This is a genomic window from Acinetobacter lwoffii, from assembly GCF_049367455.1.
GTDB classification, from domain to species: domain Bacteria; phylum Pseudomonadota; class Gammaproteobacteria; order Pseudomonadales; family Moraxellaceae; genus Acinetobacter; species Acinetobacter lwoffii_W.
The window spans coordinates 2955873-2980862 of sequence record NZ_JBMPXW010000001.1; the positions used below are offsets into that span (position 1 = coordinate 2955873).

General features: G+C 43.6%; 21 protein-coding genes and 1 pseudogene. 8 read left to right on the forward strand and 14 right to left on the reverse strand.

The window, feature by feature from the left end; genetic code table 11:
• Positions 1–73: 73 nt before the first annotated feature.
• On the reverse strand, positions 74–1141 hold the full coding sequence (locus tag ACO1B7_RS14215) for a zinc-binding metallopeptidase family protein (protein WP_004731123.1): 1068 nt from the start codon (positions 1139–1141) through the stop codon (positions 74–76).
• A 255-nt stretch (positions 1142–1396) separates the two neighbouring features.
• On the opposite strand from ACO1B7_RS14215, the gene ACO1B7_RS14220 reads away from it, so the two are divergent.
• Together ACO1B7_RS14220 and ACO1B7_RS14225 are read left to right on the forward strand one after the other, a co-directional pair.
• Entirely contained in the window at positions 1397–2530 is a 1134-nt protein-coding gene (locus tag ACO1B7_RS14220; RefSeq protein WP_253148406.1) for a hypothetical protein, read from the forward strand.
• A 100-nt stretch (positions 2531–2630) separates the two neighbouring features.
• Positions 2631–3519, forward strand: a pseudogene (locus tag ACO1B7_RS14225) (EamA family transporter).
• 74 nt (positions 3520–3593) lie between these two features.
• Here ACO1B7_RS14225 and pcaD read toward each other — a convergent pair.
• The 12 genes from pcaD to ACO1B7_RS14285 all read right to left on the reverse strand — a co-directional run bounded on the left by pcaD (position 3594) and on the right by ACO1B7_RS14285 (position 14783).
• On the reverse strand, positions 3594–4373 hold the full coding sequence (pcaD, locus tag ACO1B7_RS14230; protein ID WP_253173426.1) for a 3-oxoadipate enol-lactonase: 780 nt from the start codon (positions 4371–4373) through the stop codon (positions 3594–3596).
• A 59-nt stretch (positions 4374–4432) separates the two neighbouring features.
• Positions 4433–5638 (reverse strand): 3-oxoadipyl-CoA thiolase, encoded by a 1206-nt coding sequence (gene pcaF / locus ACO1B7_RS14235; RefSeq protein ID WP_253173425.1) that lies wholly within the window; start codon positions 5636–5638, stop codon positions 4433–4435.
• Between the two features lie 133 nt (positions 5639–5771).
• Positions 5772–6428 (reverse strand): 3-oxoacid CoA-transferase subunit B, encoded by a 657-nt coding sequence (locus ACO1B7_RS14240; protein WP_005246228.1) that lies wholly within the window; start codon positions 6426–6428, stop codon positions 5772–5774.
• Between the two features lie 19 nt (positions 6429–6447).
• On the reverse strand, positions 6448–7119 hold the full coding sequence (locus ACO1B7_RS14245) for a 3-oxoacid CoA-transferase subunit A (protein ID WP_004647044.1): 672 nt from the start codon (positions 7117–7119) through the stop codon (positions 6448–6450).
• A gap of 37 nt (positions 7120–7156) precedes the next feature.
• Positions 7157–8377: a benzoate/H(+) symporter BenE gene (gene benE / locus ACO1B7_RS14250; RefSeq protein ID WP_004731109.1), complete on the reverse strand. Its 1221-nt coding sequence runs from the start codon at positions 8375–8377 to the stop codon at positions 7157–7159.
• A 58-nt stretch (positions 8378–8435) separates the two neighbouring features.
• Positions 8436–9221, reverse strand: a complete 786-nt coding sequence (gene benD / locus ACO1B7_RS14255; protein ID WP_005106868.1) for a benzoate diol dehydrogenase BenD — start codon at positions 9219–9221, stop codon at positions 8436–8438.
• 17 nt (positions 9222–9238) lie between these two features.
• A complete protein-coding gene (gene benC / locus ACO1B7_RS14260; RefSeq protein ID WP_086044945.1) occupies positions 9239–10255 on the reverse strand; it encodes a benzoate 1,2-dioxygenase electron transfer component BenC in 1017 nt (338 codons plus the stop codon).
• A gap of 90 nt (positions 10256–10345) precedes the next feature.
• Positions 10346–10837 carry a benzoate 1,2-dioxygenase small subunit gene (gene benB / locus ACO1B7_RS14265; RefSeq protein ID WP_004647040.1) on the reverse strand — a complete coding sequence of 164 codons (492 nt, stop codon included), beginning with the start codon at positions 10835–10837 and terminating at the stop codon, positions 10346–10348.
• Positions 10834–12222 (reverse strand): benzoate 1,2-dioxygenase large subunit, encoded by a 1389-nt coding sequence (benA, locus tag ACO1B7_RS14270; protein WP_253173423.1) that lies wholly within the window; start codon positions 12220–12222, stop codon positions 10834–10836. The genes benB and benA overlap by 4 nt, the downstream gene beginning before the upstream one ends.
• 72 nt (positions 12223–12294) lie before the next feature.
• Positions 12295–13215 carry a catechol 1,2-dioxygenase gene (catA, locus tag ACO1B7_RS14275; protein ID WP_253173422.1) on the reverse strand — a complete coding sequence of 307 codons (921 nt, stop codon included), beginning with the start codon at positions 13213–13215 and terminating at the stop codon, positions 12295–12297.
• A gap of 154 nt (positions 13216–13369) precedes the next feature.
• Positions 13370–13660 carry a muconolactone Delta-isomerase gene (catC, locus tag ACO1B7_RS14280; protein ID WP_423090276.1) on the reverse strand — a complete coding sequence of 97 codons (291 nt, stop codon included), beginning with the start codon at positions 13658–13660 and terminating at the stop codon, positions 13370–13372.
• Positions 13661–13673: 13 nt separating this feature from the next.
• A complete protein-coding gene (locus ACO1B7_RS14285) occupies positions 13674–14783 on the reverse strand; it encodes a muconate/chloromuconate family cycloisomerase (protein ID WP_005246249.1) in 1110 nt (369 codons plus the stop codon).
• 115 nt (positions 14784–14898) lie between these two features.
• Here ACO1B7_RS14285 and ACO1B7_RS14290 point away from each other — a divergent pair, with 115 nt between their 5' ends.
• From ACO1B7_RS14290 to ACO1B7_RS14300, 3 genes are all read left to right on the forward strand, one after another.
• A complete protein-coding gene (locus ACO1B7_RS14290; protein ID WP_168386886.1) occupies positions 14899–15810 on the forward strand; it encodes a LysR family transcriptional regulator in 912 nt (303 codons plus the stop codon).
• A gap of 230 nt (positions 15811–16040) precedes the next feature.
• Positions 16041–17414 carry an MFS transporter gene (locus ACO1B7_RS14295; protein WP_423090277.1) on the forward strand — a complete coding sequence of 458 codons (1374 nt, stop codon included), beginning with the start codon at positions 16041–16043 and terminating at the stop codon, positions 17412–17414.
• 108 nt (positions 17415–17522) lie between these two features.
• Positions 17523–18845: a DcaP family trimeric outer membrane transporter gene (locus tag ACO1B7_RS14300; protein WP_423090278.1), complete on the forward strand. Its 1323-nt coding sequence runs from the start codon at positions 17523–17525 to the stop codon at positions 18843–18845.
• Between the two features lie 48 nt (positions 18846–18893).
• Here ACO1B7_RS14300 and ACO1B7_RS14305 read toward each other — a convergent pair whose 3' ends face one another.
• Positions 18894–20315 (reverse strand): aminotransferase-like domain-containing protein, encoded by a 1422-nt coding sequence (locus tag ACO1B7_RS14305; RefSeq protein WP_423090279.1) that lies wholly within the window; start codon positions 20313–20315, stop codon positions 18894–18896.
• 378 nt (positions 20316–20693) lie between these two features.
• On the opposite strand from ACO1B7_RS14305, the gene ACO1B7_RS14310 reads away from it, so the two are divergent.
• The 3 genes from ACO1B7_RS14310 to ACO1B7_RS14320 all read left to right on the forward strand — a co-directional run bounded on the left by ACO1B7_RS14310 (position 20694) and on the right by ACO1B7_RS14320 (position 24862).
• Positions 20694–22331: a long-chain-fatty-acid--CoA ligase gene (locus ACO1B7_RS14310; RefSeq protein WP_423090280.1), complete on the forward strand. Its 1638-nt coding sequence runs from the start codon at positions 20694–20696 to the stop codon at positions 22329–22331.
• Between the two features lie 299 nt (positions 22332–22630).
• On the forward strand, positions 22631–23653 hold the full coding sequence (locus tag ACO1B7_RS14315; RefSeq protein ID WP_064096727.1) for a flavin reductase family protein: 1023 nt from the start codon (positions 22631–22633) through the stop codon (positions 23651–23653).
• 42 nt (positions 23654–23695) lie between these two features.
• Positions 23696–24862, forward strand: a complete 1167-nt coding sequence (locus ACO1B7_RS14320; protein ID WP_064096728.1) for a fatty acid desaturase family protein — start codon at positions 23696–23698, stop codon at positions 24860–24862.
• Positions 24863–24990: the final 128 nt, after the last annotated feature.

Below are 24990 nucleotides of genomic sequence, written 5' to 3' on the forward strand. Positions count from 1 at the left end.
AATAAAATCAACATTTTCAGACTTTGCTGATCCGATTCCATCTATATTTTTACTATAAAAATTACTTTTTAAATTATTTAAAAACTTTTTCTAGCACATGCCGGTGAATAAATCGTAACTTGTCTTTTACTGCTTCGCTCAGCTTGAACGGGTAGGCATCTTCCAGGCCCATACAACGGTTTAAGGCATTCAGATTAAAGGTCAAGGTGACCCAATTTTCTAGAATGTGTTCAAAATCCTGTCCACCAATCGGGCATTCTTTAAAATCCATACTGGCCAGATAGCTGCCATTTCCTTCGACACGCATACCACCATAGTAGGCAGTTTCCAGTGTTTCCATCATATGCAGATAATGTGCCCAGGTTTCTGCCCAGTCTTCCCAGGGATGGGCGGTGGCATAAGCACTGATATACTTTTCCTGCCAGTTGATTGGTGCGCCTTCGTTATAATGGCGTTCAAGTGCCTTGCTGTAGTCTTGCCGCTCATCGCCAAAATACTGACGGAATTCATCTAGCAATTCCGGATGCATATGTTGCATGAGCGCAAAATAATAATGGCCGCTTTCATGGCGAAAATGACCTAATAAAGTCCGGTAGTTTTCACCCATATTTACACGTGTAGTTTCCCGATAAACTACATCGGCTTCAATTGCATTTAGGGTAATGACCCCATTGGCATGACCAATTAAAACAGGCTTATCTTCTTGGGGCAGGAGAAAATCAAAACGCAGACCAAATGGATCATCTTCAGACTTTTTAGGGCGTGGCATCATGTTCATGCGCTGGGCCAAATACAGGAATCGACGTTTGGCTTCTTCCAGTCGAAACCAGTAAATCAGGTTTTCGGAATTTTCCAAATCAGGAATGACATGGGTCAACTGACAGGATTCACAAAATTCCTCATCTTCATCGCTGGGAATCATCCAGTTGCATACCTGATAATTTACATAATTGTGACAGGGTTTATAACTGGCATGCTGGTAGTTTTTGGCGATTGGAACCCATCGCTCAGCACTCTGTTTTTCGAATGCGCATAGCTCTTTTTCCGAAGCGATATAACCGATCGGTGACAGACAGTGATCACAAACTGATTTGTAAAAAAACAGCTGTTGCTTGCAGACGGCACATTCAAAATGTTTCATTAAACTCCCTGTAGGGAAGCGAACGACCTAAAATGTTTATCGATGATGAACACGAAAAAAGGTTCAGAATGCCTACCTAAATTTCTTCCTGATAAAGAAACATCATAAAAATTTCATTGAAAATTCTATATGGATGAATTGTAAAAAAGGTGTGAATGAATATCCCATCAAAGATAGTTTAATGATTATTGATATTGCTTTAGTTTTTGATTTATAAGAAAATTACCATTATTTAATTATAAAAATTGGTTTAGTATGGCTTTTTCATTTCTTAGTAATTCATTTAGCAATGTTATCATTCAATTAAAAAAATATATTTCTGAAATTAAAGAAAGGACAGATATCGATGAGTGGGAAAAGGAGTTACTAAAAAATTTAGATCCTATAGATCTTTATGATAATGAAAGGCTAAATGAGTTTGAAGAACACTGTATAGAGATCAAAAAAAGAAATGATTTAAGTTTAAAGTTGGTATTTGATAATGAGTATGGGGAATTAGGGCATCATTTTGAATATTCGGATCGAATAAAGCTAGAGTATATAAATTTATTAATCTATGCATATTATAAAGAAGTAATGTTTAGGAAAGATTATAGATACTCTTTTCAAAAATCCTTTTTTGATTTTATTGAAAATAATGCAAATAAATTCAGTCCTGAAGTAAATTATATTTTTTCTTTTATAGATAAATTGCCATTTAAACTGTTAAGTAAAGTTTATTCTAATCCAAATTTTCAAAAAATAATTGAAACTTTAACACCTGATCATTTTTCAAAATATATTGAATATTTAGAGTCTAATCACAGAAATATAGAAAAAATTGATGCTTGGACTAGTACATTTGAATCTAAAAAAAGTGAAGTATCAGAATTAGAAAAGCGTCTTGAAAAAAATAAACAAACTTATGATTTCGTTTTGCTCAATAAAGGTTTTAAAGAGCTTTATGATCAGAAAAAAATAGAGTTAGATAATGCAAAAGGTACTTATAGCTTTGTTGCAGCAACAATGTTTTCTATACCTTTTGTGGAATTAGGTGCATTAATTGGAGCATTTTTCTATTTTGATGGAAAGCTACCTACTGGTATGTGGTTTATTTCTATTCCCTTCATTACTTTAATTTTAATTACGTTATATCTTTTAAAAATTTCTTTACAAGACAAAAGAGCAGTCCAATCTCAAATGATGCAGCTAGAACTTCGCATGGCACTGTGTCAGTTCATCCATAACTATGCTGAAGATTCAGAAAAACTGCATAAGAAAAATGCAGCAGGCTTTGAGAAATTTGAAAATATTATCTTTTCACCGCTAGTTTCATCTGATGACAAGATTCCAACCACCTTTGATGGAATGGAGCAACTTGCCAAATTAGTGAGTGAATTTAGAAAGTAATCCAAACTTTCCGCTATCGGCGAGTATCCTATTTTTAATTAGTCAGTCCTTTTGTTAAGACATAGAATTAATTCACTTTTGTAGTAATAGCGATCAGTAGATGGCATTCAGCTGGATTTTTTTCACTTTAATTGCTGCATTTATGCAGGCTTGGCGCAACGCCTTTCAAAAACAGCTCAGCACCACGGTCGATGTGTGGGGAGTCACCCTGGCACGCTTTATTTTCGGTTTGCCATTCGCTGCGCTTTACCTGAGCAGCCTGTATTATTTCAAGCCAGTTGAAAGTGTGATTCACTTCACGCCCAAGTTCTGGGTCTATGTGGTGATTGCGGGTTGCAGTCAGATTTTAGCTACGGCGCTGATGGTACAACTGTTCAAGCAAAAAAATTATGCCGTTGGGGTGGGGCTGGCGAAAAGTGAAGCCATTCTTGCAGCCATTATTGGCGTGACCTTTTTAAGCAGATCATTTGTCATTCCTGGCCTGGATTGGTGTGGCGCTGGGCGGATATGCGGTATTTTTATTGAGTAAAGGCCAACAGGTCAGCGGGTTTTCAGCGAGAACATTGGCGATCGGGATTGGCAGTGGATTAAGTTTTGCCATTACCTCGCTTCTGGTACGCGAAGCCAGTCTGGAATTAAGCACTTTACCCACCTTGCATCGTGCGGCCTGGGTGCTGTTAATGGTGATCAGTTTTCAGTGCCTGAGTATGCTGCTTTACCTCAGCCTATTCAGTCGCCAGACTTTAGTGGCCATGTGGCAGCGTCTGGGCTTAACTTTTAAGGTGAGTGTGTGCAGTTTTATGGCATCACTCGGCTGGTTTACTGCCATGAGCATGATGAGTGTGCCGGTCGTGAAAACCTTAGGACAAATTGAGATTCTGTTTAGTATGCTGATTTCGGCATATTTCTTTAAAGATAAACTGGCACGTGCGGAGCATTGGGGACTAGGCTTGGTAGTGATTGCGGCGATTCTAGTAATCTGGGCCTGATGCAGCACTAATTTTTTAAATCTAAGTATAAAAAAGCCACTGATCAACAGTGGCTTTTTCTTTGCATTTATTGTTTAAGCTGCGATAAATTTCTGAACTGCCTGATTAAAGGCCTCAGGTTGTTCCACATTGGAAATGTGCGAGGCATTGATTTCAAACAGCTGGCTTTGTGAAATTTCAGCTTGCATGGCTTGACCATCTGCAACTGTCGTCACCGGGTCTTGCTGACCGGCCACAATCAGTACCGGCACTGAAATCGTTTTGATCTGTTCACGTAAATCCGCCTTAGCCAAAGCTTCGCAACAACTTGCATAACCTTCCGGGCTGCCAGCTCCAAGGTCGTTTGAAAGTTCTGCAATTATCGCTGCGTTGCTCTGGATAAAGGGATCGGTAAACCAACGTGCTGCTGCTGTCGATGCAATCGGCGCCAGACCTTGTTCACGTACCAGTGCGGCACGTTCCAGCCAGGCCTGTTCCTGACCGATCTTGGCAGCAGTATTGCAGATAATCACGTGGCTAAAACGTTCAGGTTTGTTAATCGCTAACCATTCGCCGGTTAAACCACCCATAGAAATGCCACAGAAAGCGGCTTTCTGGATATTCAGATGATCCAGCAGATTGACCACATCCTGACCTAACTGTTCAAGACTATACGGACCTTGTGGTGCAGAGGAAGCCCCATGACCACGAGTGTCATAACACACAACAAAATAATCTTGCTGGAAAAATTCAATTTGTGGTTGCCACATGCTGAATTTAGTGCCCAATGAGTTAGAAAAAACCAGGGCAGGTTTGCTGGCATCACCAAAGGTCTGGTAATTGATCTGTGCATCGTTGGATGTAAATGTTGGCATTGAAATCCCTCCCGACCTCCCTTTAAAAAAGGGAGGAGGTTTATCTTTTTAATAGGTTGTTAGACGCGTTCAATAATCAAAGCGATGCCTTGACCGACACCAATACACATTGAACAAAGACCGTATTTACCGCCAGTTTGTTCCAGCTGGTTGAGTGCGGTTGTGACTAAGCGTGCGCCAGATGCACCAAGTGGATGGCCCAAAGCAATTGCACCACCATTCGGATTGACTTTCTCTGAACCATCTTCAATGCCAAGGTCACGAGTACAAGCCAAAGCTTGTGCTGCAAAAGCTTCATTCAGCTCGATCACATCCATCTGCTCTAAAGTCAGACCTGTTTGCGCCAGTAATTTCTTAATGGCAGGTGCAGGACCAAAGCCCATGATACGTGGTTCAACACCCACAACCGTTGAGCCAATAATTTTGGCACGCGGTTTTAAACCGTGTTGAGCAACCGCTTCATCAGATGCGATTAATAGGGCAGCCGCACCATCGTTAATACCAGAAGCATTACCCGCTGTAACCGTACCATCTGCTTTGACCACGGGTTTCAGTTTTGCCAGAGCTTCTGCTGTGGTTGAAGCACGCGGATGTTCATCAGTATCGACAACGATCGGATCGCCTTTACGCTGTGGGATCACCACAGGAATGATTTCATTTTTATAGAAACCTTTGGCCTGCGCTGCTGCAGTACGTTGCTGGCTGGTCAGGGCAAACTTGTCCTGGTCTTCACGGTTGATGTTGAACTGTTCCGCCAGATTTTCAGCCGTTTGCGGCATGGTTTCTACGCCGTACATTTCTTTCAGTTTCGGATTGATAAAACGCCAGCCCATGGTGGTGTCTTCAATCTTCTGGCTACGGCCATACGCCGTTTCTGACTTGCCCATGACAAATGGCGCGCGCGACATGCTTTCTACACCACCGGCAATAATCAGATGAGCTTCACCGGCTTTAATTGCACGTGCTGCCATCGCCACGGCATCCATTGATGAACCACATAGGCGATTTACGGTCGTCGCTGGTACCTGATAAGGCAAACCTGCAAGCAGAGAAGACATACGACCGACGTTACGGTTGTCTTCACCGGCCTGATTGGCACAGCCATAGATCACGTCATCGACCTGTTCCCAGTTCACACTTGGATTGCGTTCCATCAACGCTTTAATTGGCAGCGCACCTAAGTCATCAGCACGGACAGGCGCGAGGCCACCGGCATAACGACCGAATGGGGTACGGATGGCATCGATAATATATGCGTTTTTCATTGTGTATTTGCTCACATATTTAAAAGAAGAAAACTCCTCCCTTTTTAAAGGGAGGTTGGGAGGGATTTAATGAAGTAGTTTTATTCCTCAAATCCTCCCTAAGTCCCTCCTTTAATAAAGGAGGGACTTCCCCTTAATTTGATTGAGTCGCATCAATCAGTTTGGCACCGGTCATTGACTGCAATTCTTCAAATGACAGACCTTCAACTTTCTCAATCACTTTCATCCCTTCAGGGGTGACATCAATCACGCAAAGGTCGGTATAAATACGGTCGACACATTTCAGGCCAGTAGCCGGATAAGATAATTCAGCCACAATCTTTGGCTCGCCTTTTTTGGTCACGTGATCAGTCGTAATAAAGACTTTTTTCGCGCCAACAGCCAGATCCATTGCACCGCCGACTGCTGGAATTGCATCTGGAGCACCAGTATGCCAGTTAGCCAGATCGCCATTTTCAGCTACCTGGAAAGCACCCAATACTGCGATATCTAAGTGACCGCCACGCATCATGGCAAATGAATCACCATGATGGAAGAATGAACCGCCTTCAAGTAGGGTGACGAATTCTTTACCGGCATTGATCAGCTCAGGATCGCGGTCTTCTTCAGCAGGAGGAGGACCGAAAGCCAACAGGCCATTTTCAGAATGCAGGAATACGTCTTTATCGCTTGGCAGGTAGCTTGAAATCTTGGTCGGTAAACCAATACCGAGGTTTACATAGGCACCATCAGGAATGTCTTGTGCCACACGTTCAGCGATCTGGTCACGGGTCAGTTTGCTATAGCTCATTATTTATCTCCGATGCCAATTATTGTGCAGGTTTAACTTGAACAACGTGTTGAACAAAAATTCCCGGGGTGATGATGTGTTCCGGATCCAGTGCACCCAGTTCAACCACTTCAGAAACTTGAGCAATCGTCACATCAGCCGCCATCGCCATGATCGGACCAAAGTTACGCGCAGATTTACGGTAGACCAGATTGCCCCAACGATCGCCTTTAGAGGCTTTAATTAAAGCAAAGTCAGCTTTAATCGGATTTTCCAGGACAAAATCTTTGCCTTCATAGTTCAAGGTTGGTTTGCCTTCAGCCAGCAAGGTACCAAAACCGGTTGGGGTATAGATTGGACCTAAGCCCATACCTGCTGCCTGAATACGGCAAGCCAGATTACCTTGCGGCACCAGTTCCAGCTCAATTTTTCCAGCACGATAAAGTTCGTCAAAGACCCAGGAATCAGACTGGCGCGGGAAAGAGCAAATGATTTTACGCACAGCGCCCGCTTTAAGCAGTTTTGCCAGACCATAATCGCCATTACCGGCATTGTTGTTGACAATAATCAGGTCTTTAATACCCAATTCGATCAGACCATCAATCAGTTCAGCAGGCTGACCCGCTGTACCGAAACCACCGATCATAATGGTAGAACCGTCCTTGATCTGGGAGAGTGCTTCTTTCAATGATAATGAACTTTTATCTATCATAATCTGGTCCTTACATATCCTAAACTGATGGATGTCTTTAAACTCGTTTTGAATCTGATGCTGTAACCGGAACTGCGTTACGGTTTTTCTGTGACAGCAGAAAATGTGCTACCAGGCCAATGCAAATTCCCCAAAAGACTGAACTCAGTCCCAAGAAATGCATGCCGGAAGCAGTCGCTAAAAAGGTGATAAGCGCTGCATCACGTTGTGACTCTTTGCCCATGGCCACGGAAATGTTGGTGGCAATCGCACCGAGCAATGCCAGTCCTGCCAAAGCCGCAATTAATTCTTTGGGCATTAGGCTAAAAAGCATGACAATGCTGCCGGCAAATAAGCCGCCTAAAATATAAAAAAGCCCATTCGCCACGCCGGCGATATAACGCTTTTCTTTCAGCTCGTGCGCGTCTTTGCCTAAACACAAAGCAGCTGTAATTGAGGCCAAGACAATCGTGATACCCCCCACACAGGCCACTGCAAGCGAGGCAATACTGGTTGCACTGATAATCGGCTTGGCTGGCATGTCATAACCACTGAGTTTGATAATCGCCATTCCCGGTAAAAACTGGCCCGATAGGCTGACCAGAATGAGCGGGAGGGCCAGATTCAGGGTTGAACTCCAGGTCCATTCCGGTGCAATAAATTGCGGAATCGCCAGACTGAAATCTGCCGTGACCGGGTTAATCTTGCCCAGCAGCATGCTTAAAACCACACCGGCAATCAGCACCCAGACCATGGCATAGCGTGGACTAAAACGCTTGGCCAGCAAAAATACCGCCAGCATGCCAAAGACGATATAGGGCATGGTATCGGTCGCGGTAAACAACCCTAAACCAAACTGCAGTAAAATCCCCGCCATCATTCCGGCAGCGACTTCCTGAGGAATCCAGGACAGCAATTTGTCGAAATAACCGGTGATCCCAATGAAAAAAATCACCACGGCAGAGGTGATATAGGCGGCAACCGCTTCATTGAGCGAAATATCAGGAAACAGCGTGACTAATAAAGCCGTTCCGGGTGCAGACCAGGCGGTGACGACAGGTATTTTGTATTTAATCGATAAAAAGATACCTGCGAGTGCAGCACCAATAGAAATTCCCCAAATCCATGAAATCATCATGTCCGGGGAAACCTGGGCTTGCTGCGCCGCCTGGAAAAAAATGATCAGTGGCCCTGAATAGGAAATCAGCACTGCTAAAAATCCTGCAACAGTTGCTGAAATTGACCAATCATTTTTTAATGTCTGAAACAGGGTATTCATTGGTGATGTGCCTCCTTGCGTCGAACCATGAGCCTGTTAAAAATCGTGATGATCAGGACTAGCCTTGATCACCACCACCGACGGGTACCACGGTACCTGTCATATAAGATGATTCATCGGAAGCCAGGAATACAATCGCATTCACTTGCTCCTGAATCGTACCGTAGCGTCCCATAAACGTACGGTCAATGGTCTGATCAACCACTTGCTGCATCCATTCTTTTTCAGATTCAGTCAGTGGATTGGCATTGCGCGGTACTTTACGTGGCGGTGCTTCAGTGCCACCCGTCGCGATTGCATTGACACGGATGCCGTCTTTGGCATGTTCAAATGCAAGGGAAGCGGTCAGGCCGTTCACACCACCTTTCGATGCCGAATACGGAACACGGTTAATGCCGCGTGTGGCAATAGAAGATACGTTTACAATGGTCCCTTTCTGATTTTTAATCATTTCCGGAAGTACTGCGCGGCAGCACCACAGCGTCGGGAACAACGAACGGTTCACTTCCTTGATAATTTCCTCTTCAGAAAATTCTTCGAAAGGTTTCATCCAGATCGCGCCACCCACGTTGTTGATTAACGCATCGACACGGCCATAGGTTTCTAGCGCTTTTTCAACGACTGACTGGGCACCAGCAAACGTTTCCAGATTGGCTTTCACGGTAATCGCATCACCGCCAGTCGCTTCAATTTCAGCCAGAACTTCTTCCACATAAGGGGAAAGGTCAGCCATGACGACTTGAGCACCTTCGCTCGCCACTTGCAGCGCGACACCACGACCGATGCCTTGCGCGGCACCGGTCACGATTACGACTTTATTTTCAAATCTTTGACGATTAGACATTGAACAAATTCCCTCTATTAATTGGCAGAGAATTTTTCAAACAGGAAGCTTGCAGGTTTCACACCTTCAGCATCCAGCCAGCCGCGAACTGCTTCAACCATTGGTACAGGGCCACACAGGTAAACATCTACATCACCGCCATTTAGCCATTCGTTCTCAATATGACCGGTCACATAGCCTTTACGCTCATGTGCAGATTCTGGATTTGCTACTACAGTGCGGTATTCGAACCACGGGAATTTGTCTTGCAGTTCGTTCAGTTTTTCAATGGCAACCAAGTCGAAATCATTGGTCACACCAAATACTAAACGCACTGGATGTTCTGAACCTTTTTCTTCCAGCACTTGCAGCATTGACATGAATGGTGCAATACCTGTACCACCAGCCAGCATCAAGACAGGACGGGTCACAGGGCGCAGGTAGAAGCTACCAAATGGACCGGTAAAAGTCATCTTGTCGCCAGCTTTGGCATTTTTACTTAAGAATTCACTCATTTTGCCGTTCGGTACATTACGTACTACGAAACCGGTCAAACGGTCACTCGGTTTTGAGCTGAATGAATATGAACGGGTTTCGGTCGTGCCCGGAATTCCTACATTGACATATTGACCAGCAAGGAAGTGAATGTCCGGTTGACCTTCATCTAACTGGATGTCAAAAGTAATGGTCGAGTCAGACAGGTTTTCTACACGTGCCAAAGTACCCTGGAATTCATGAATTTCAGTTTTGCAGACTTCTGAAGATGCCTGAATCTGGAACACTGCATCTGAAGTTGGTTTACACTGACAAGCCAGAATAAAGCCTTCAGCGGCTTCTTCAGGTGTTAAAGCATCTTCAATATAAGTTTCTTCAGGCATGTCATAAGAACCTGATTCACAAAACGCACGACACGTTCCACAAGCACCATCACGGCAGTCCAAAGGAATATTGATCTTTTGACGGTAGGCTGCATCTGACAGTGTTTCACCATCTGAAACAGAAATAAAACGTGTAACGCCATCTTCAAATTGAAGTGCAACATTGTGGTTTGACATGGCTGAATATCCTATATAAATCTTTGTAACTGAGCCTTTCAGCCAATTTTCCATCTGACCGAAAGGCATAACCTGGCTGTATAAACAGTCTTAGAGGTGATAAATGTCGATAACCTGGTTGATGTAATCGTTTTTCAGTACCACGTATTTGCTTAAAATTTGTGGTTTATCGCCTGAGAAATCAATTTCATAACGAGACATACCGAAGTAGCTGTAACTTGTTTTGTAACGGAAGCTCAAAGTATTCCAGTTAAAACGTACAGTCACTTTGTCGCCATCACGTTCAACAATTTCAATATTGCTGATGTTATGGCAGGTACGTGTGTCCGGCATAGTTGCAGATGAACGTTCAGTCTTGATCCGGAACACGCGGTCTTCTAAACCTTGACGGTCTGGATAGTAAATCAACGAGATTTCAGACTGTGGATCTGTGGTCAGTTTGTCATCATCATCCCAGGCTGGCATCCAGAAAGACGCAGTAGGGGCATAACAAGTTAACCAGTCATCCCATTGTTCATCATCTAAAAAGCGGGCTTCTTGATACAGGAACTGAGCAATATTTTCTAAAGTGATGTCGCTCATGCGCTTTCTCCTTCAGTTGATGCTGCAATTTCTTTCTCAGTCGCAATACCTTTTTTGATCAATTCTAACCAGTACTGGTGCTGAGACAGGTATAGACCTTCATCTTCAGTTTTAATACCAGACAGTTTTGGTTTTAAACCGATTTCATTGGCAGCATCATCCGGACCTTGAATCCAGTGTTTAGAACCACGGCACATGTCGTTCCATTCCAGCGCGATACCGGCATAACCTGCCTGACAAGCACGGAATTCTTCAAGATCGTCTGGTGTCGCCATACCTGAAGCGTTAAAGAAATCTTCATACTGACGGATACGACGGGTACGCGCTTCAGGCTCTTCGCCTACAGGCGCGATACAGTAAATCGTCACTTCAGTCTTATCGACAGAAATCGGGCGCAGGACACGGATTTGTGAACCGAACTGATCCATGAAGTAAACGTTTGGATAGATACACAGGTTACGTGAACGTTCGATCATCCACTTCGCCATAGCTTCGCCATATTGCGCAGTGTATTCATCTTTCTTGGCAAAGTTAGGACGGTCTTCCGGGTTAGCCCATTGCGTCCAAAGCAGCATATGACCGTGTTCAAAGCCGTAAGAACCACCGCCTTGTTTGCCCCATGAACCTGCGCTCATGGCACGGATGTTATCGCCAGCTTCTTTTTCTTTACGTTGCTGAGTCGTTGCAGCATAGTTCCAGTGTACAGCAGACACGTGATAACCATCAGCACCGTTTTCAGCAGTCAACTTCCAGTTACCTTCATAGGTATAAGTCGAAGCACCACGTAAAACTTCCAGACCTTGCTCAGACTGATCCACGATCATGTCAATGATTTTGGTCGCTTCGCCCAGGTATTCTTCCAGAGAAGGAACATCCGGATTCAAGCTGCCGAACAGGAAACCTTTATAGTTTTCAAAACGGGCAACCTTTTTCAGGTCATGTGAACCGTCTTTGTTAAAGCAGTCTGAATAACCCGCTTCAGCCGGATCTTTGACTTTTAATAACTTACCTGAATTATTGAACGTCCAGCCATGGAATGGGCAAGTATAAGTTGCTTTATTGCCTTTCTTGTTACGGCATAATTGTGCACCGCGATGCGAACAGGCATTGATCATTGCATTCAGTTCACCTTGACGGTTACGCGCAATGATGATTGGCTGACGGCCAATATAGGTCGTATAGAAATCGTTGTTGTTTGGAATCTGGCTTTCATGCGCCAGATAAACCCAGTTGCCTTCAAAGATGTATTTCATCTCCAGGTCAAACAGGGCTTGGTCTGTGAATACTGAACGGTGAAGTTTAAATTCACCAGATTCATAATCATCAACCAGTAGTTCGTCAATGCGGTCTAAATGGCTGGTGTTAATTACGGGAATACGAGGCATGTCCTTTCTCCGACTTTCCTGGGGGAAGTCAGCGGGATATATCTAGAAATATATCCCGCCTCTTTAATTGTATTAAGCGCTAGCGCGGCGACGATCAACTTCGGTCGAAGGTGCGTCTTGTTTTTCTTTCACAAGTTCAATATCAAATTGAATGTGTTTGAAAGGACCTTTCAGACCACGTTTTGCAATTTCAGCTTCATCAGTCACGTCAACCGCAGTTGCCACCAGGCCTTCACGAGTAGCGAATGCGAAGTCATCCCACAGGTATTGGTCGCCTTCAATGTTGAATTGAGTAGTCAGCTTGCGGTAACCCGGTGCAGATACGAAGTAATGTACGTGCGATGGACGGTTACCGTGACGGCCTAGTTTGTCCAGTACAAACTGAGTTGTACCTTCTGGAGGGCAGCCATAACCCACTGGCATTGTAGTCAATGCAGTATATTGACCATCGGCAGCGGTAATGATGCTGCGACGCAAGTTAAACTCAGACTGTGACTTGTCAAAGAATGAGTAGTTGCCCAGGCTGTTCGCATGCCAGATTTCAACTTTGGCACCTTCAACACGGTTGCCGTCAGTATCCGTCACTGTACCTTCAATGATTAAAGTCGGGATTTTGCCTTCTTCAGAACCATCGTCCATACGTGCAAAGCTTACAGTTTCAGGTGCGCCAGCGACATAAAGTGGACCTTCAATCGTACGTGGCGTACCGCCAGTAATGCCTGCTTTAGCATCCGCTTCATCAGCACGTAAGTCTAGGTAATGCTCCAGACCCAAACCTGCAGCCAATAAACCTAATTCGTTCGCTTGGCCGGCATCAGTAAAGTATTCCAGCCCTTTCCACAGTTCTGACTGGGAAATATCAAGATCTTCGATCGCTTGGAAAAGGTCACCCAATAAACGCACAACAACTTGCTGTACACGTTCATCTACAGGACCTGTCGCTGTATCAACGTTCATTTGCTTAACTAATGCATCAATTTCTTGGCGATTCATACTATTGCTCCTAAAGTATGTCTTTCATCTTTTAGTGGCGCACTTTTTTAGCTTTCATTGGCTGGCTAAATCTGGCTGGCCACAATCCTTGTTGAGGTACCCTCTGTTTTCGATTCGGAAGGGGAATCCGGTGACTCCCAATCCGCTCATTTAATCAACTGTCGTCATCTCGAACTGAAGATGGGTGATGGTTTAATGCCATTACTTCAATGTTCATATAAGGATAGAGAGGCAAGCCTTGTAACAGGTTGTGCAACTCTTCATTGCTTTCAACATCAAAAATACTGATGTTTGAGTACTGGCCCGTGATGCGCCAGATATGACGCCATTTGCCTTGACGCTGTAATTCCTGTGAATAAGCCTTTTCAACAGCCTTAATTTCGTTTGCCTGTTCAACTGGCAGATCACGTGGAATGTTTACATCCATACGTACGTGAAAAAGCATGGGTTTCTCCTAATTACTGACGACGCAAGTTGTCAATCTTGTTTTCATCCAACTCAATCCCCAGACCTGGTCCTTTCGGAATCTCAAGTTCAAAGTTTTGATAGTTGAGTGGGGTTTTCAAAATATCTTCAGTCAGCAGTAGAGGACCAAACAGCTCGGTACCGAACGCCAGACTTTCAAAAGTAGAGAACACATGTGCCGAAGCAATCGTGCCCACCGGACCTTCCAGCATGGTGCCTCCATACAGGTCAATGCCGGCCAGTTTGGCAATCTTGCCTACTTCACAACCTTCAATCAGGCCACCCGACTGGGCAACTTTGACTGCAAAAACAGATGAACCATTTTGTTTGGCAATCTCATACGCTGAGTGCGGGCCCATTAACGATTCGTCTGCCATGATGGCAACATCAAAACGTCGGGTCAGACGGCGCATGGCATCCAGGTTATCAATTGCACATGGCTGTTCAATCAGATCAACACCGCCATCTTGCAATAACTGAATGCCTTTAATCGCTTCCAGTTCTGACCAGGCACGGTTCACATCCACACGGATTGAAACGTCTTTGCCTAAGGCTTTCTTAATTGCCAGCACATGTTCAACATCTTCTTCTACCGGACGCGAACCGATTTTGAGTTTGAAAATGTTGTGACGTTTTGCCGCAACCATTTTCTCTGCTTCTGCAATATCTTTTTCGGTATTGCCAGAAGCCAATACCCAAAGAACTGGAATACTGTCACGTAAGCGGCCACCGAGGACTTCGCTTAATGGCAAACCTAAACGTTGTGCCTGAATGTCTAAAAGTGCAGTCTGAATCGCACATTTAGCAAAACGGTTACCATTAATATTCTTTTTGATTGCTTGTAATGTCTGTGCAACATTTAAACCGGATAATGTTTTTAAAAGAGGCGCAAAATAAGTTTCAATATTAACTTTTACGCTTTCCGGGCTTTCATCACCATAACCTAAGCCACCGATAGTTGTTGCTTCACCCCAACCGATGTAACCATCTTCATTGGTGATTTTGACCAATACCAGGGTCTGGGTTTGCATCGTCGCCACTGCCATCTTGTGAGGGCGAATGGTTGGGATTTCTACCAGCAAGGTTTCAACTGACTTATACATAATACGGGTTCACATTCTTGCTTTAATGCTTTGACTTGATATACCTTAAAAGAATAATGTTGATTGGTCTAAGATCGATTTAGCATTTTTTTATACTTTAAAGGTATTTAGAGACATGGAACTCAGACATTTGCGTTACTTCGTTGCCGTCGTCGAAGAACAAAGTTTTACCAAAGCGGCAGAAAAACTGTTTATTGCTCAACCACCTTTGAGCCGACAGATCCAAAATCTAGAGCAAGAGCTCGATATTCAGCTATTTGAGCGTGGTAGCCGCCCGCTAAAAACCACTGAAGCCGGTCAATTTTTCTATCAGCATGCTGTTAAACTTTTGTCTAATGCTGAAGAAATAAAATCGATGACCAAGCGGATTGGCATCGCGGATCGCACTATTAGCATTGGTTTTGTCGGATCTTTATTATTCGGTTTACTATCGCGTATTGTGTTTCTATTTAAGCAGCAGCATCCTTATCTCAAAATCGAGATGATGGAAATGAATACCTATGAACAGATTCAGGCGCTGAAAGAAGGAAGAATTGATGTCGGTTTCGGCCGTTTAAGAATTTCGGATCCTGCGATAAAACGCGTGTTATTGCGTGAAGAACGCCTAGTGGTGGCAGCTCATTCAAGTCATGTACTGGGTCATCGTGAAAATATACATTTATCTGAACTGGTCGATCAGCATCTGTTCTTATATCCGAATACTGGAAAGGCAAATTTCTCTACCCAGGTTCGTGGCATATTTTCTGAGTATGGTCTTGAACCGAAAAATATCCGGATTGTCCGTGAGTTACAGCTGGCACTGGGCTTTGTCGCTGCCGGAGAAGGCGTCTGCATCGTACCGGAAAGCGCACAAAACATTAAATTAGCCCATCTCAACTTTGTACCTCTAGCAGATGCTTTTGCAGTGAGTCCTGTCTTTATGGCGATGCGCAATATGGATGAAAGCGAATACATTCGTTACCTGTTTGATGCTGTGTATCAAGTCTATGATCTTGAAGCGCTAAAATACGATCGATCGGTATTTTAATCGCTAAAAATCGTGTGAATGATATAGCACCAAAAACCGATGAGGACGTGATAAAAACAACCTGTTTTAGAAAACATAATGATTGAGTAATATATTTATTAATTAATTGAATATTTTAATTTGACCCAGACCTTATAGGTATAAAGCCATGCCTATTCAGTTTTAGACATTTTTTCCTATTTTCTGCATTGTGAGCAGCATAAGTTGAACTTCACAATCTGGAGGTGGAGATGTCTACAAATAAAGTGAATATAAATACGCTGATTGACGAGGCAAAGTTTACGCCCTTTCATTGGGGAGTATTGATCTGGTGTTTGCTGATCATTATTTTTGACGGTTATGACCTGGTGATCTATGGGGTGGCGTTGCCGCTGCTGATGCAAGAATGGTCGCTAAGTGCGGTGCAAGCGGGAATGCTGGCCAGTACTGCCTTATTCGGGATGATGTTTGGTGCCATGAGTTTCGGCACTTTGTCCGATAAACTCGGCCGTAAAAAGACCATCATGATCTGTGTGGCTATTTTTAGCGGCTTCACATTCATTGGTGCCTTTGCCACATCACCAATCGAATTTGGAATCTTGCGCTTCTTGGCTGGTTTGGGTATTGGCGGGGTCATGCCTAACGTGGTCGCTTTGATGACCGAGTATGCACCTAAACGTATCCGCAGCACCTTGGTTGCGTTGATGTTTAGTGGTTATGCCATTGGCGGGATGACTTCTGCGCTACTCGGTGCATGGTTGGTGCCGCAATTTGGCTGGAAAATCATGTTCCTGCTTGCAGGCATTCCATTGCTAATCTTGCCGATTCTATGGAAATATTTACCAGAATCCCTGATGTACCTGACCAACAAGCAACAGACGGCTCAAGCACACGATATTATTCAAAAGATCTCTCCGACACAGGTCATCACCAGTGACACCCAGTTTGTACTGAATGAAGTGCAAAAAGGGGATGAGGCGCCATTAAAAGCAATCTTTCAACAAGGCCGTAGCTTCAGTACCTTTATGTTCTGGCTGGCATTCTTTATGTGCCTGTTGATGGTCTACGCCTTGGGTAGCTGGTTGCCAAAACTGATGATTCAGGCAGGATATTCGCTGGGTGCAAGTATGATCTTCCTGTTCGCACTAAATATTGGTGGAATGGTAGGTGCAATTGGTGGTGGATATCTTGCAGATAAATTCCATATCAAAAAAGTGCTGACTATCATGTTCTTATGTGGTGCCATTGCATTGATTCTGCTTGGCTTTAACAGTCCACAATTTGTGTTGTATACACTAATTGCTGTGGCAGGCGCTGCAACGATTGGCTCACAAATTCTGCTCTATACCTTTGTGGCGCAGTATTATCCATCGACGGTACGTTCTACCGGTATGGGCTGGGCATCTGGTATTGGACGTATTGGTGCGATTGTTGGACCGGTACTCACTGGTGCTTTATTAACCATGAATTTACCGCATCAAATGAACTTCTTTGCAATTGCGATTCCTGGCGTAATCGCTGCGCTAGCAATTTTCCTGGTGAACTTAAAAACTTCCGTAGATGGCCAAGCCCTTGCAACGTCTAGCGTAAAGCCGAATCCATTGGCAAAAGAAGCGACACATTAAGTTAGATTTCAATCAATAAAGATAATATTCCCAATGATATAGATCGCCATCGTAACGGGTGGTGATCTGTTGCTAGAATCGAAACGCATAATAAAAAGCGAGTTTAGGATGAACACGACACAATTATTTAATCAACCAACAATCACATTCAAGCGCACAGTTCTGATGAGCATGATGGCAATGAGTTTAGGGGGCATCAGCTTATCGACTCAAGCACAAACCTCCACTCAGTCGAATCAGCAGGAAATTGAACAACTGCGCCAGGAAGTTCAGGCCTTACGCGCACTGGTTGAACAACAGCAAAGACAGACGGCTGTGGTCACTGCACATGTTGCAGCAACACCCGCTCCAGCAAGCAAACCTGTCATGAAAATTGCCAGTGGTGCCGAATTTAATCTTTATGGAAATATTCGTGCCGATGCCTCTTATCAGGCTGAAGGTGGTTCAGCAGCACGTATGTATAACCAGATTAATGCGGTACCTTTAGAAGGTGTCGGTGAGCGTAGTGATGAATTCAAATCTACTCTGGCTGCAACCCGTTTAGGCATGGATTTTAAAGCACCAGTCGGTGCTGGAGATAAAGCTTTAAGCGGTAAAGTTGAAGTGGATTTTCTGGGCGGCGCAAGCTTTGATAACTTGCGTATCCGTCATGCTTATATCAGCTATGCCAACTGGTTAATTGGTCAAACCTGGTCAAACTTTGCGGTACCAGATTATATTCCAGAAACTGTAGATGCACTGGTTTATGCTGGCGGTTCAATTAAACGGACTCCACAAGTTCGTCATACCAGCACCTTCAGCCCGGCTACCAATCTGGTACTGGCGGTAGAAGATCCAAAAGATGGTTCTATTAAGCAGCGTATACCTGCTTTAACAGCACGGTTAAATCATAAATTTGCTGATAATCTTACCGTTAGTGCGCGTGCCATGGGCCAGGAAAAACGTATCAATGAAGATGAAGAAATGGCGTGGGGTGTGGGTCTGGGAACAAAATATGAAGTTGTACCGGGTACCACTTTAAAAGCGGATTATTATCATGTTAAAGGCGATAGCAGCTTTGTTTCTTTTGCCAATACAGGTGTTGTTGTAGCAGGTGGAAATCTTTACCAAAGTGAATTTGACTCGATTACAGTAGGTATTACCCAGCAGTTTAATGACAAATTGCGCGGTACATTAGGTTATGGTTATATGAATTTTGACCAAGATAATGGCTATCTTACTGCCGTGAATACAAGTACAGTTAACAAAGATCTGTGGCAGGCTTGGGCAAACGTTTTCTATAGCCCAACCAAACCTTTAAGTTTCGGTCTGGAATATATTTATGGTGAACGCGAAGCATATGGGCCTGCATTAAATATTGATGGTGACGTAATTAGTGGTCGTACAGGTGAAGACAACCGAATCAATGCGGTTGCGATTTACAACTTCTAAGACTTCTTTCAATGAGAGAGTCTGATCTGTAACAGAAGCGTGGATGAATTAATCCGCGCTTTTGCTCTTTTGAAGAATGGTTTCTGTCAGCAGATTGACTGCATTTTCAATATTGGCTGTCCATTCAAACGAACAATTCAGCCGAATATAATGTTGGCTGGTAGGCTCAGGCTTAAACAGCAGTGCAGGGGCAACTGAAATATGTTGTTGAAGCAATTGTTCATAGAGCTGCTGGGCATCAACTTCTTTAGGTAATTCAATCCAGAGAAAATAACCACTGGAATAATAATAAATTTCACAGATGCTTCCCAAACGTGCTTTGAGTTCCTGATAAAATTTCTTTTTATATTTTTCCAGATGCTGCCTTAAATGCCGCAAATGTTTTTCATAATGATGATGTGAAATAAATTCGACCAGCGCATTTTGAAGTAAGGGACTGACTGTTAAAGTGCTCATGAGCTGTAAGTGCTGAATGGCATCGGAAAATGGGCCGGCATACACCCAACCGACGCGTGCACCCATCCCCAGCGTTTTCGAAAATGAGGCGCAGTGCAAAACCATCTGATGCCGATCAAAATATTTAACGGGTAGCGGTTTGGATGAACCATAATTTAATTCCTGATAAACATCATCTTCGATTAAATACACCTGATATTCATACAAGAGTTCCGCAATTCTTTGTTTGATTTCAGAACTGACGGTAAAGCCAATTGGATTATGGGCATTCAGCATCAGCCAGCACACCTTGATCGGATACTGTTTTAAAGCCTGTTCAAATGATTCCAGATCAAAGCCAAACTGTGGATGTTCCGGAATCGTAATCACCTGTAATCCCAGACGCTCGGCTGCCTGCCAGGCACCATAAAATATGGTTTGCTGTAGCAGAATAAAATCACCGGGTTGGGTTAAGGCCTGTAAAGACAGATTCAATGCTTCTAGTGCACCGGATGTAATGACAATGTCATCTTGATTGCAGGTAACTCCTTGTAATTGATAACGGTTAGCAATCAGTTGCCGCAAGTTCTGATTGCCGGGCGGCATATGATTCTGGTTGTTATAACTGCTTTTTCTTTTGGCCTGCTGCGCCAGAATCTGCATAAATTTGGCGTTATATAACAGCTCTGCATTGGGAAAGGCAGAACCAAAAGGCACAATCTCTGCTGACTGAGTCGATTTTAAATAATTAAATACCACCGAATTGATTTGAATTTTAGGATTTAAACCAATCTGGGCGGACTGTTTGCTATTGAGCAGAGCTTGAGTGTGTTCTGCAACGTAATAGCCTGATTTGTCTTTGGCATAGACCAGACCTTGTGCTTCAAGTTCCTGGTAAGCATTGAGTACCGTCATCAGGCTATAACCAGATAATTGGGTCTGTTCGCGAAGTGAAGGTAATTTTTCATGTGCCTTCCATACGCCATTTTCAATCATCTGACGGATATTCTGTGCCAGTTTTTCAGACTTATACATACACTTTCTTGAACTAAAACTGTTCTAATTATTTTGATTTATAGCATATTTTAAGATACTTAATATAACAAAAGGAAGGAGTAGGATTGTTGTCATTCTATTTTTAAGCTTGAGTCTTGATGTACGACAATTAAAGTGAAAACCAGGTCTCAGATTTTCTGGGGAAATTTTATCTATACCTAAATTGTATTCCCATTTTTATACGCCTCAGTCACTTGGCTTAATTTGTCACAATTCGATACTTACAAATTTAGATTTCCTTGCTAAATTCAATCCACATGATGATAAAAAGTAAGTTACGGTTTCAGACCGAGCCATCATGCAACTATAAAAACGATACGCAAATACGGACCAATAACAAGCACAAAGGAGTGGAAAATGCTCGGAAATATGATGTTTCAGCCTTTACTGATCAGCAGCATGATTGAACATGCAGGACGCTATCATGCCGATACCGAGGTAATTTCCAAAAATACCGATACCAGTATTACAGTGACCAATTGGGGAGAAATTCACCAAAACTCGAAACGTTTTGCCAATGCATTACAACAACTCGGCTTAGCGCAGGGAGATCGGGTCGCGACCATTGCCTGGAATAATCATCGCCATTTAGAGTCCTGGTATGCCATTTCTGGCAGCGGCTTAGTCTGTCATACCATTAACCCGCGCTTATTTCCGGAACAGCTGATTTTTATTATGAATGATGCTGCGGATCGCGTGGTGCTGTTCGATAAAACATTTGTCCCTTTAATTAAAGCCGTGAAAGCGCTGTTGAGCTCAGTCGAGCATTTTATCTGTCTGGATGCAGCTGATCCGGCAGTTAGAGAAGCGATACCAGAAGTACAATTTTATGATGATCTGATTGCCGGCCAAAATGCAGATTTTGAGTGGCCAATAATTGATGAAAACTCAGCAAGCTCTCTGTGTTATACCTCGGGAACCACGGGCAATCCCAAAGGTGTGCTGTTTAGCCATCGCTCTACGGTATTACATAGCTATGCCATCATTTTACCTGACTCCTTAAATGTCTCAGCTGCCGACATTATGTTGCCTGTAGTGCCAATGTTCCATGTGAATGCGTGGGGCACACCGTATGCTGCTGCGATGGTGGGATGCACATTAGTTCTTCCTGGACCGGGTCTGGATGGTGCCAGTCTAGTCAACCTGATTAATACTTATCAGGTTTCGGTAGCACTTGGTGTACCAACCATCTGGCAAGGTTTGATTGCCGCCGCAAACCAGTCAGGCTCCAAACTGGAAAGCCTAAAACGGAATGTAGTGGGCGGATCGGCATGCCCACCGGCCATGCTAAGGGCTTTCAAAGAACAGTTTAATTGTGAAACGATCCATGCCTGGGGCATGACAGAAATCAGTCCACTGGGTACAGCGAATCAGCTCAAGACCAAACATTTGCATCTGTCTGATGAAGAAAAACTGCAGATTCGTCTGTCTCAAGGCCGTCCGCCATTCGGGATTGATTTACGTTTGATCGATGCAGAAAAAGGTACGCATGAAATTGAACGTGATGGACTTAGCATAGGAAACTTACAGGTTAAGGGCCATTGGGTCATCAGTCATTATTTTGGCAAGGAAGAATCTGCACTGACAGAGGATGGCTGGTTCGATACCGGCGATATTGCCACGCTGAATCAGGATGGTTTTATGAAACTCAGCGACCGCTCCAAGGATTTAATCAAGTCTGGGGGGGAATGGATTTCATCGGTAGATCTGGAAAATATTGCCATGGGACATCCGGAAATTGCGATGGCTGCCGTGATTGCTGCCCAGCACCCTAAATGGGATGAGCGTCCCGTATTAATTGCCATTATAAAGCCGGGCAGCCAGCTAATTGAGACTGATCTGCTGGATTATTATGCAGACAAAGTTGCCAAATGGCAGGTTCCAGATCGAGTCGTGTTCGTTGATGCGATTCCACTGAGTGGTACTGGTAAAATGCTGAAAAAGGATCTGCGTGAATTATATGGGACCATTCTTTTGGAACAGGCGGCAGGTTAGAGCGTCCAGTTCAAAAGAGTTCTCTTAACATGCTACTCAACAAACTGATCTCGAATAGAGGTCAGTTTTTTATGTAAACATTCGATAGAGGTACAAGTTTAAAATTCTTTTTCTCAAGATATAGCGTTGGAATCGATACTTTTAGCGAATATTGTTAGACAAAAAGCTATATTGTGGGGGTTGAGCACATAATTTGACCTGTATTGACATGGTCTGAGCATGAGAATTCTTTATCCTGAACAATATAATAATTAGACAGTTGTACATTAATGAAACTGTCTGCGGATAAGGGGATAAAAATGACAAGCATGCCAACCTATCAGCCGCATTGGATACGGGAAGATTTCATTGATTTTATTGGTGAAAAAATCCATCCAACTTGGGCAATTAAAAAAGTTAAAGCTGCTGTTATGAGTATTCAAGCTATCAGCCCTGACTTTTTCAAGATTCATTTACGTCCGAATCATAATTTTAACATCAAGTCATTTCAGGCCGGCCAGAATATTGCAGTGACCATCAGGCTCGATGGTGTACGTCATCAGCGACATTATTCAGTAGTGACGGTATTAAAAAATGGCGATCTGATTATTGCAGTAAAACAGCAGGGGAAAGTTTCACGTGCCTTAAGCCTGATGCAAATTGGTGCGGTGGTCGAAATATCTCAGCCCCAAGGCGAGTTCACATTGCAAAAATCCACCCAGCCGATTTTATTTCTGGCTTCAGGCAGTGGTATTACCGCAATTTATTCCTTGCTACAAAAAGCGGTCATTCATTCTCTGGAACAGATTGACCTAGTTTATTTCACTCGAGATGATGCTTTTCATGCGGAGTTGAAAACCTTGGCTTTAATGCATCAAAACTTGAAATATCACCATTTCAATACGCTGGAACACCAACAGCATCTAACCCAAGGCTTATTACAAAAGCTAGTGCCAGATTTGGCAGAGCGAAAAATTTATGCCTGTGGCTCTGCCGGGATGATGAAAGCTGCACTGAGAATCATCGATAAACTGGATTTGAAAGCCAATTTTCATTCAGAATATTTCCAGATTGCAGTCGATGAGAAAATTAAGGCGCAGCCGGTACAGTTTTTAAGATCGCAGCAAGAGTTTCAGGCCCAGGCTACTTTACTGGAAAGTGCTGAAAAATCAGGCCTGCGTCCTGCATATGGCTGCCGGATGGGAATCTGCAACACCTGTTCCTGTACCAAAGTCAGTGGTTCGGTACGCAACGTCCTGACCGGTGAAGTTGATCATGGCAACAATACCCAGATCAAACTGTGCATTTCCCAGGCAGTGAGTCCTGTGGTGATTAATCTATAACCTATTGATAAGCCATTAATTAAACTATAAGAAGGTGCTCCCATGAATATGCAAATTGATTTTAAACGACATAGCAAAAGCCAATTTCTCAGTCCTGAACAGATTGAGGAATTTGGTGCCAAAGTCGATGCAATCCGCCGCGAGGTCATGGATGATCTGGGGGAAAAAGACGCCGAATATATTTATAAAATCCGTAACTTTGTCCGCTATAGTGAAATTGCCTCACGTGGCATGCTGATGTTTGCTGGCTGGTTACCACCGGTATGGCTGGCTGGGACAGGTCTGCTCGGTCTTTCCAAAATCGTGGAAAATATGGAACTCGGCCACAATGTCATGCATGGCCAGTTTGACTGGATGAATGATCCGAGTCTGAATGGTGTGACGTATGACTGGGATACGATTTCAACCGGCGATGACTGGAAATATACGCATAACTATATTCATCATACCTATACCAATATTGTGGGGATGGATCATGATGTGGGTTATGGGCTAATTCGAGTCAGTGAATCCCAAAAATGGGAACCACGTTTCCTGTTCAATATTCCATTGGGCATTCAGTTAATGGTGTTTTTCGAATGGTATGTTGGCTTGCAGCGCCTGCATCTGGAAGACGTGATTGCCTATAAAACCAAGACCTGGAAAGAAGTCTGGGAAGAAGCAGCTCCTTTACGCAAAAAAATGCGCCGTCAGGTGTTAAAAGATTATGTATTTTTCCCGCTGATTGCTGGCCCAAATGCCATTCCAGTATTTACCGGTAATGCCGTTGCCAATGTGATCCGTAGCCTGTGGGCTTCTGCTGTTATTTTTAACGGACATTTCACTGAAGATGCCGAAACCTTTGAAATGGACAATACCGATAAGGAAACCCGTGCAGAATGGTATGTCCGTCAGATTCGTGGTTCGAGCAATTTTAGCGGTACCCAATGGTTGCATATACTGAGTGGTAATTTGAGCCATCAGATTGAGCATCATCTGTTCCCGGATATGCCGGCCAACCGTTATGTTGAGGTTGCTCCAAAGGTCAAAGCACTCTGTGCAGAATATGGTATTCACTACAACGAAGCCAGCTTTATGAAACAGTTTTCTACCGTATGGGTAAGACTGGCAAAATGTTCTTTGCCAAATGAATGGAATCAGCAAATTACCGGAAAAACTCACGCAGTAAAATCAGTGTTCAGTTACTTTAAGGCGAAGCTGATGAGTTAATTATTTCAAGTTTCTCAGTTATCCAGTTTGGTACTCCTCAATAGATTTGGATGGTTTATTGAGGATTTTTTTATCACCCCAGTTCATGAATGGAATATGAAGATCACTTTCAAAAAAATGACGAAGGT

Excerpts from the sequence above, each read along its gene's own strand:
- ACO1B7_RS14215 (WP_004731123.1), bottom strand. The coding sequence starts at position 1,141 with ATGAAACATTTTGAATGTGCCGTCTGCAAGCAACAGCTGTTTTTTTAC.
- ACO1B7_RS14220 (WP_253148406.1), top strand. The coding sequence starts at position 1,397 with ATGGCTTTTTCATTTCTTAGTAATTCATTTAGCAATGTTATCATTCAA.
- pcaD (WP_253173426.1), bottom strand. The coding sequence starts at position 4,373 with ATGCCAACATTTACATCCAACGATGCACAGATCAATTACCAGACCTTT.
- pcaF (WP_253173425.1), bottom strand. The coding sequence starts at position 5,638 with ATGAAAAACGCATATATTATCGATGCCATCCGTACCCCATTCGGTCGT.
- ACO1B7_RS14240 (WP_005246228.1), bottom strand. The coding sequence starts at position 6,428 with ATGAGCTATAGCAAACTGACCCGTGACCAGATCGCTGAACGTGTGGCA.
- ACO1B7_RS14245 (WP_004647044.1), bottom strand. The coding sequence starts at position 7,119 with ATGATAGATAAAAGTTCATTATCATTGAAAGAAGCACTCTCCCAGATC.
- benE (WP_004731109.1), bottom strand. The coding sequence starts at position 8,377 with ATGAATACCCTGTTTCAGACATTAAAAAATGATTGGTCAATTTCAGCA.
- benD (WP_005106868.1), bottom strand. The coding sequence starts at position 9,221 with ATGTCTAATCGTCAAAGATTTGAAAATAAAGTCGTAATCGTGACCGGT.
- benC (WP_086044945.1), bottom strand. The coding sequence starts at position 10,255 with ATGTCAAACCACAATGTTGCACTTCAATTTGAAGATGGCGTTACACGT.
- benB (WP_004647040.1), bottom strand. The coding sequence starts at position 10,837 with ATGAGCGACATCACTTTAGAAAATATTGCTCAGTTCCTGTATCAAGAA.
- benA (WP_253173423.1), bottom strand. The coding sequence starts at position 12,222 with ATGCCTCGTATTCCCGTAATTAACACCAGCCATTTAGACCGCATTGAC.
- catA (WP_253173422.1), bottom strand. The coding sequence starts at position 13,215 with ATGAATCGCCAAGAAATTGATGCATTAGTTAAGCAAATGAACGTTGAT.
- catC (WP_423090276.1), bottom strand. The coding sequence starts at position 13,660 with ATGCTTTTTCACGTACGTATGGATGTAAACATTCCACGTGATCTGCCA.
- ACO1B7_RS14285 (WP_005246249.1), bottom strand. The coding sequence starts at position 14,783 with ATGTATAAGTCAGTTGAAACCTTGCTGGTAGAAATCCCAACCATTCGC.
- ACO1B7_RS14290 (WP_168386886.1), top strand. The coding sequence starts at position 14,899 with ATGGAACTCAGACATTTGCGTTACTTCGTTGCCGTCGTCGAAGAACAA.
- ACO1B7_RS14295 (WP_423090277.1), top strand. The coding sequence starts at position 16,041 with ATGTCTACAAATAAAGTGAATATAAATACGCTGATTGACGAGGCAAAG.
- ACO1B7_RS14300 (WP_423090278.1), top strand. The coding sequence starts at position 17,523 with ATGAACACGACACAATTATTTAATCAACCAACAATCACATTCAAGCGC.
- ACO1B7_RS14305 (WP_423090279.1), bottom strand. The coding sequence starts at position 20,315 with ATGTATAAGTCTGAAAAACTGGCACAGAATATCCGTCAGATGATTGAA.
- ACO1B7_RS14310 (WP_423090280.1), top strand. The coding sequence starts at position 20,694 with ATGCTCGGAAATATGATGTTTCAGCCTTTACTGATCAGCAGCATGATT.
- ACO1B7_RS14315 (WP_064096727.1), top strand. The coding sequence starts at position 22,631 with ATGACAAGCATGCCAACCTATCAGCCGCATTGGATACGGGAAGATTTC.
- ACO1B7_RS14320 (WP_064096728.1), top strand. The coding sequence starts at position 23,696 with ATGAATATGCAAATTGATTTTAAACGACATAGCAAAAGCCAATTTCTC.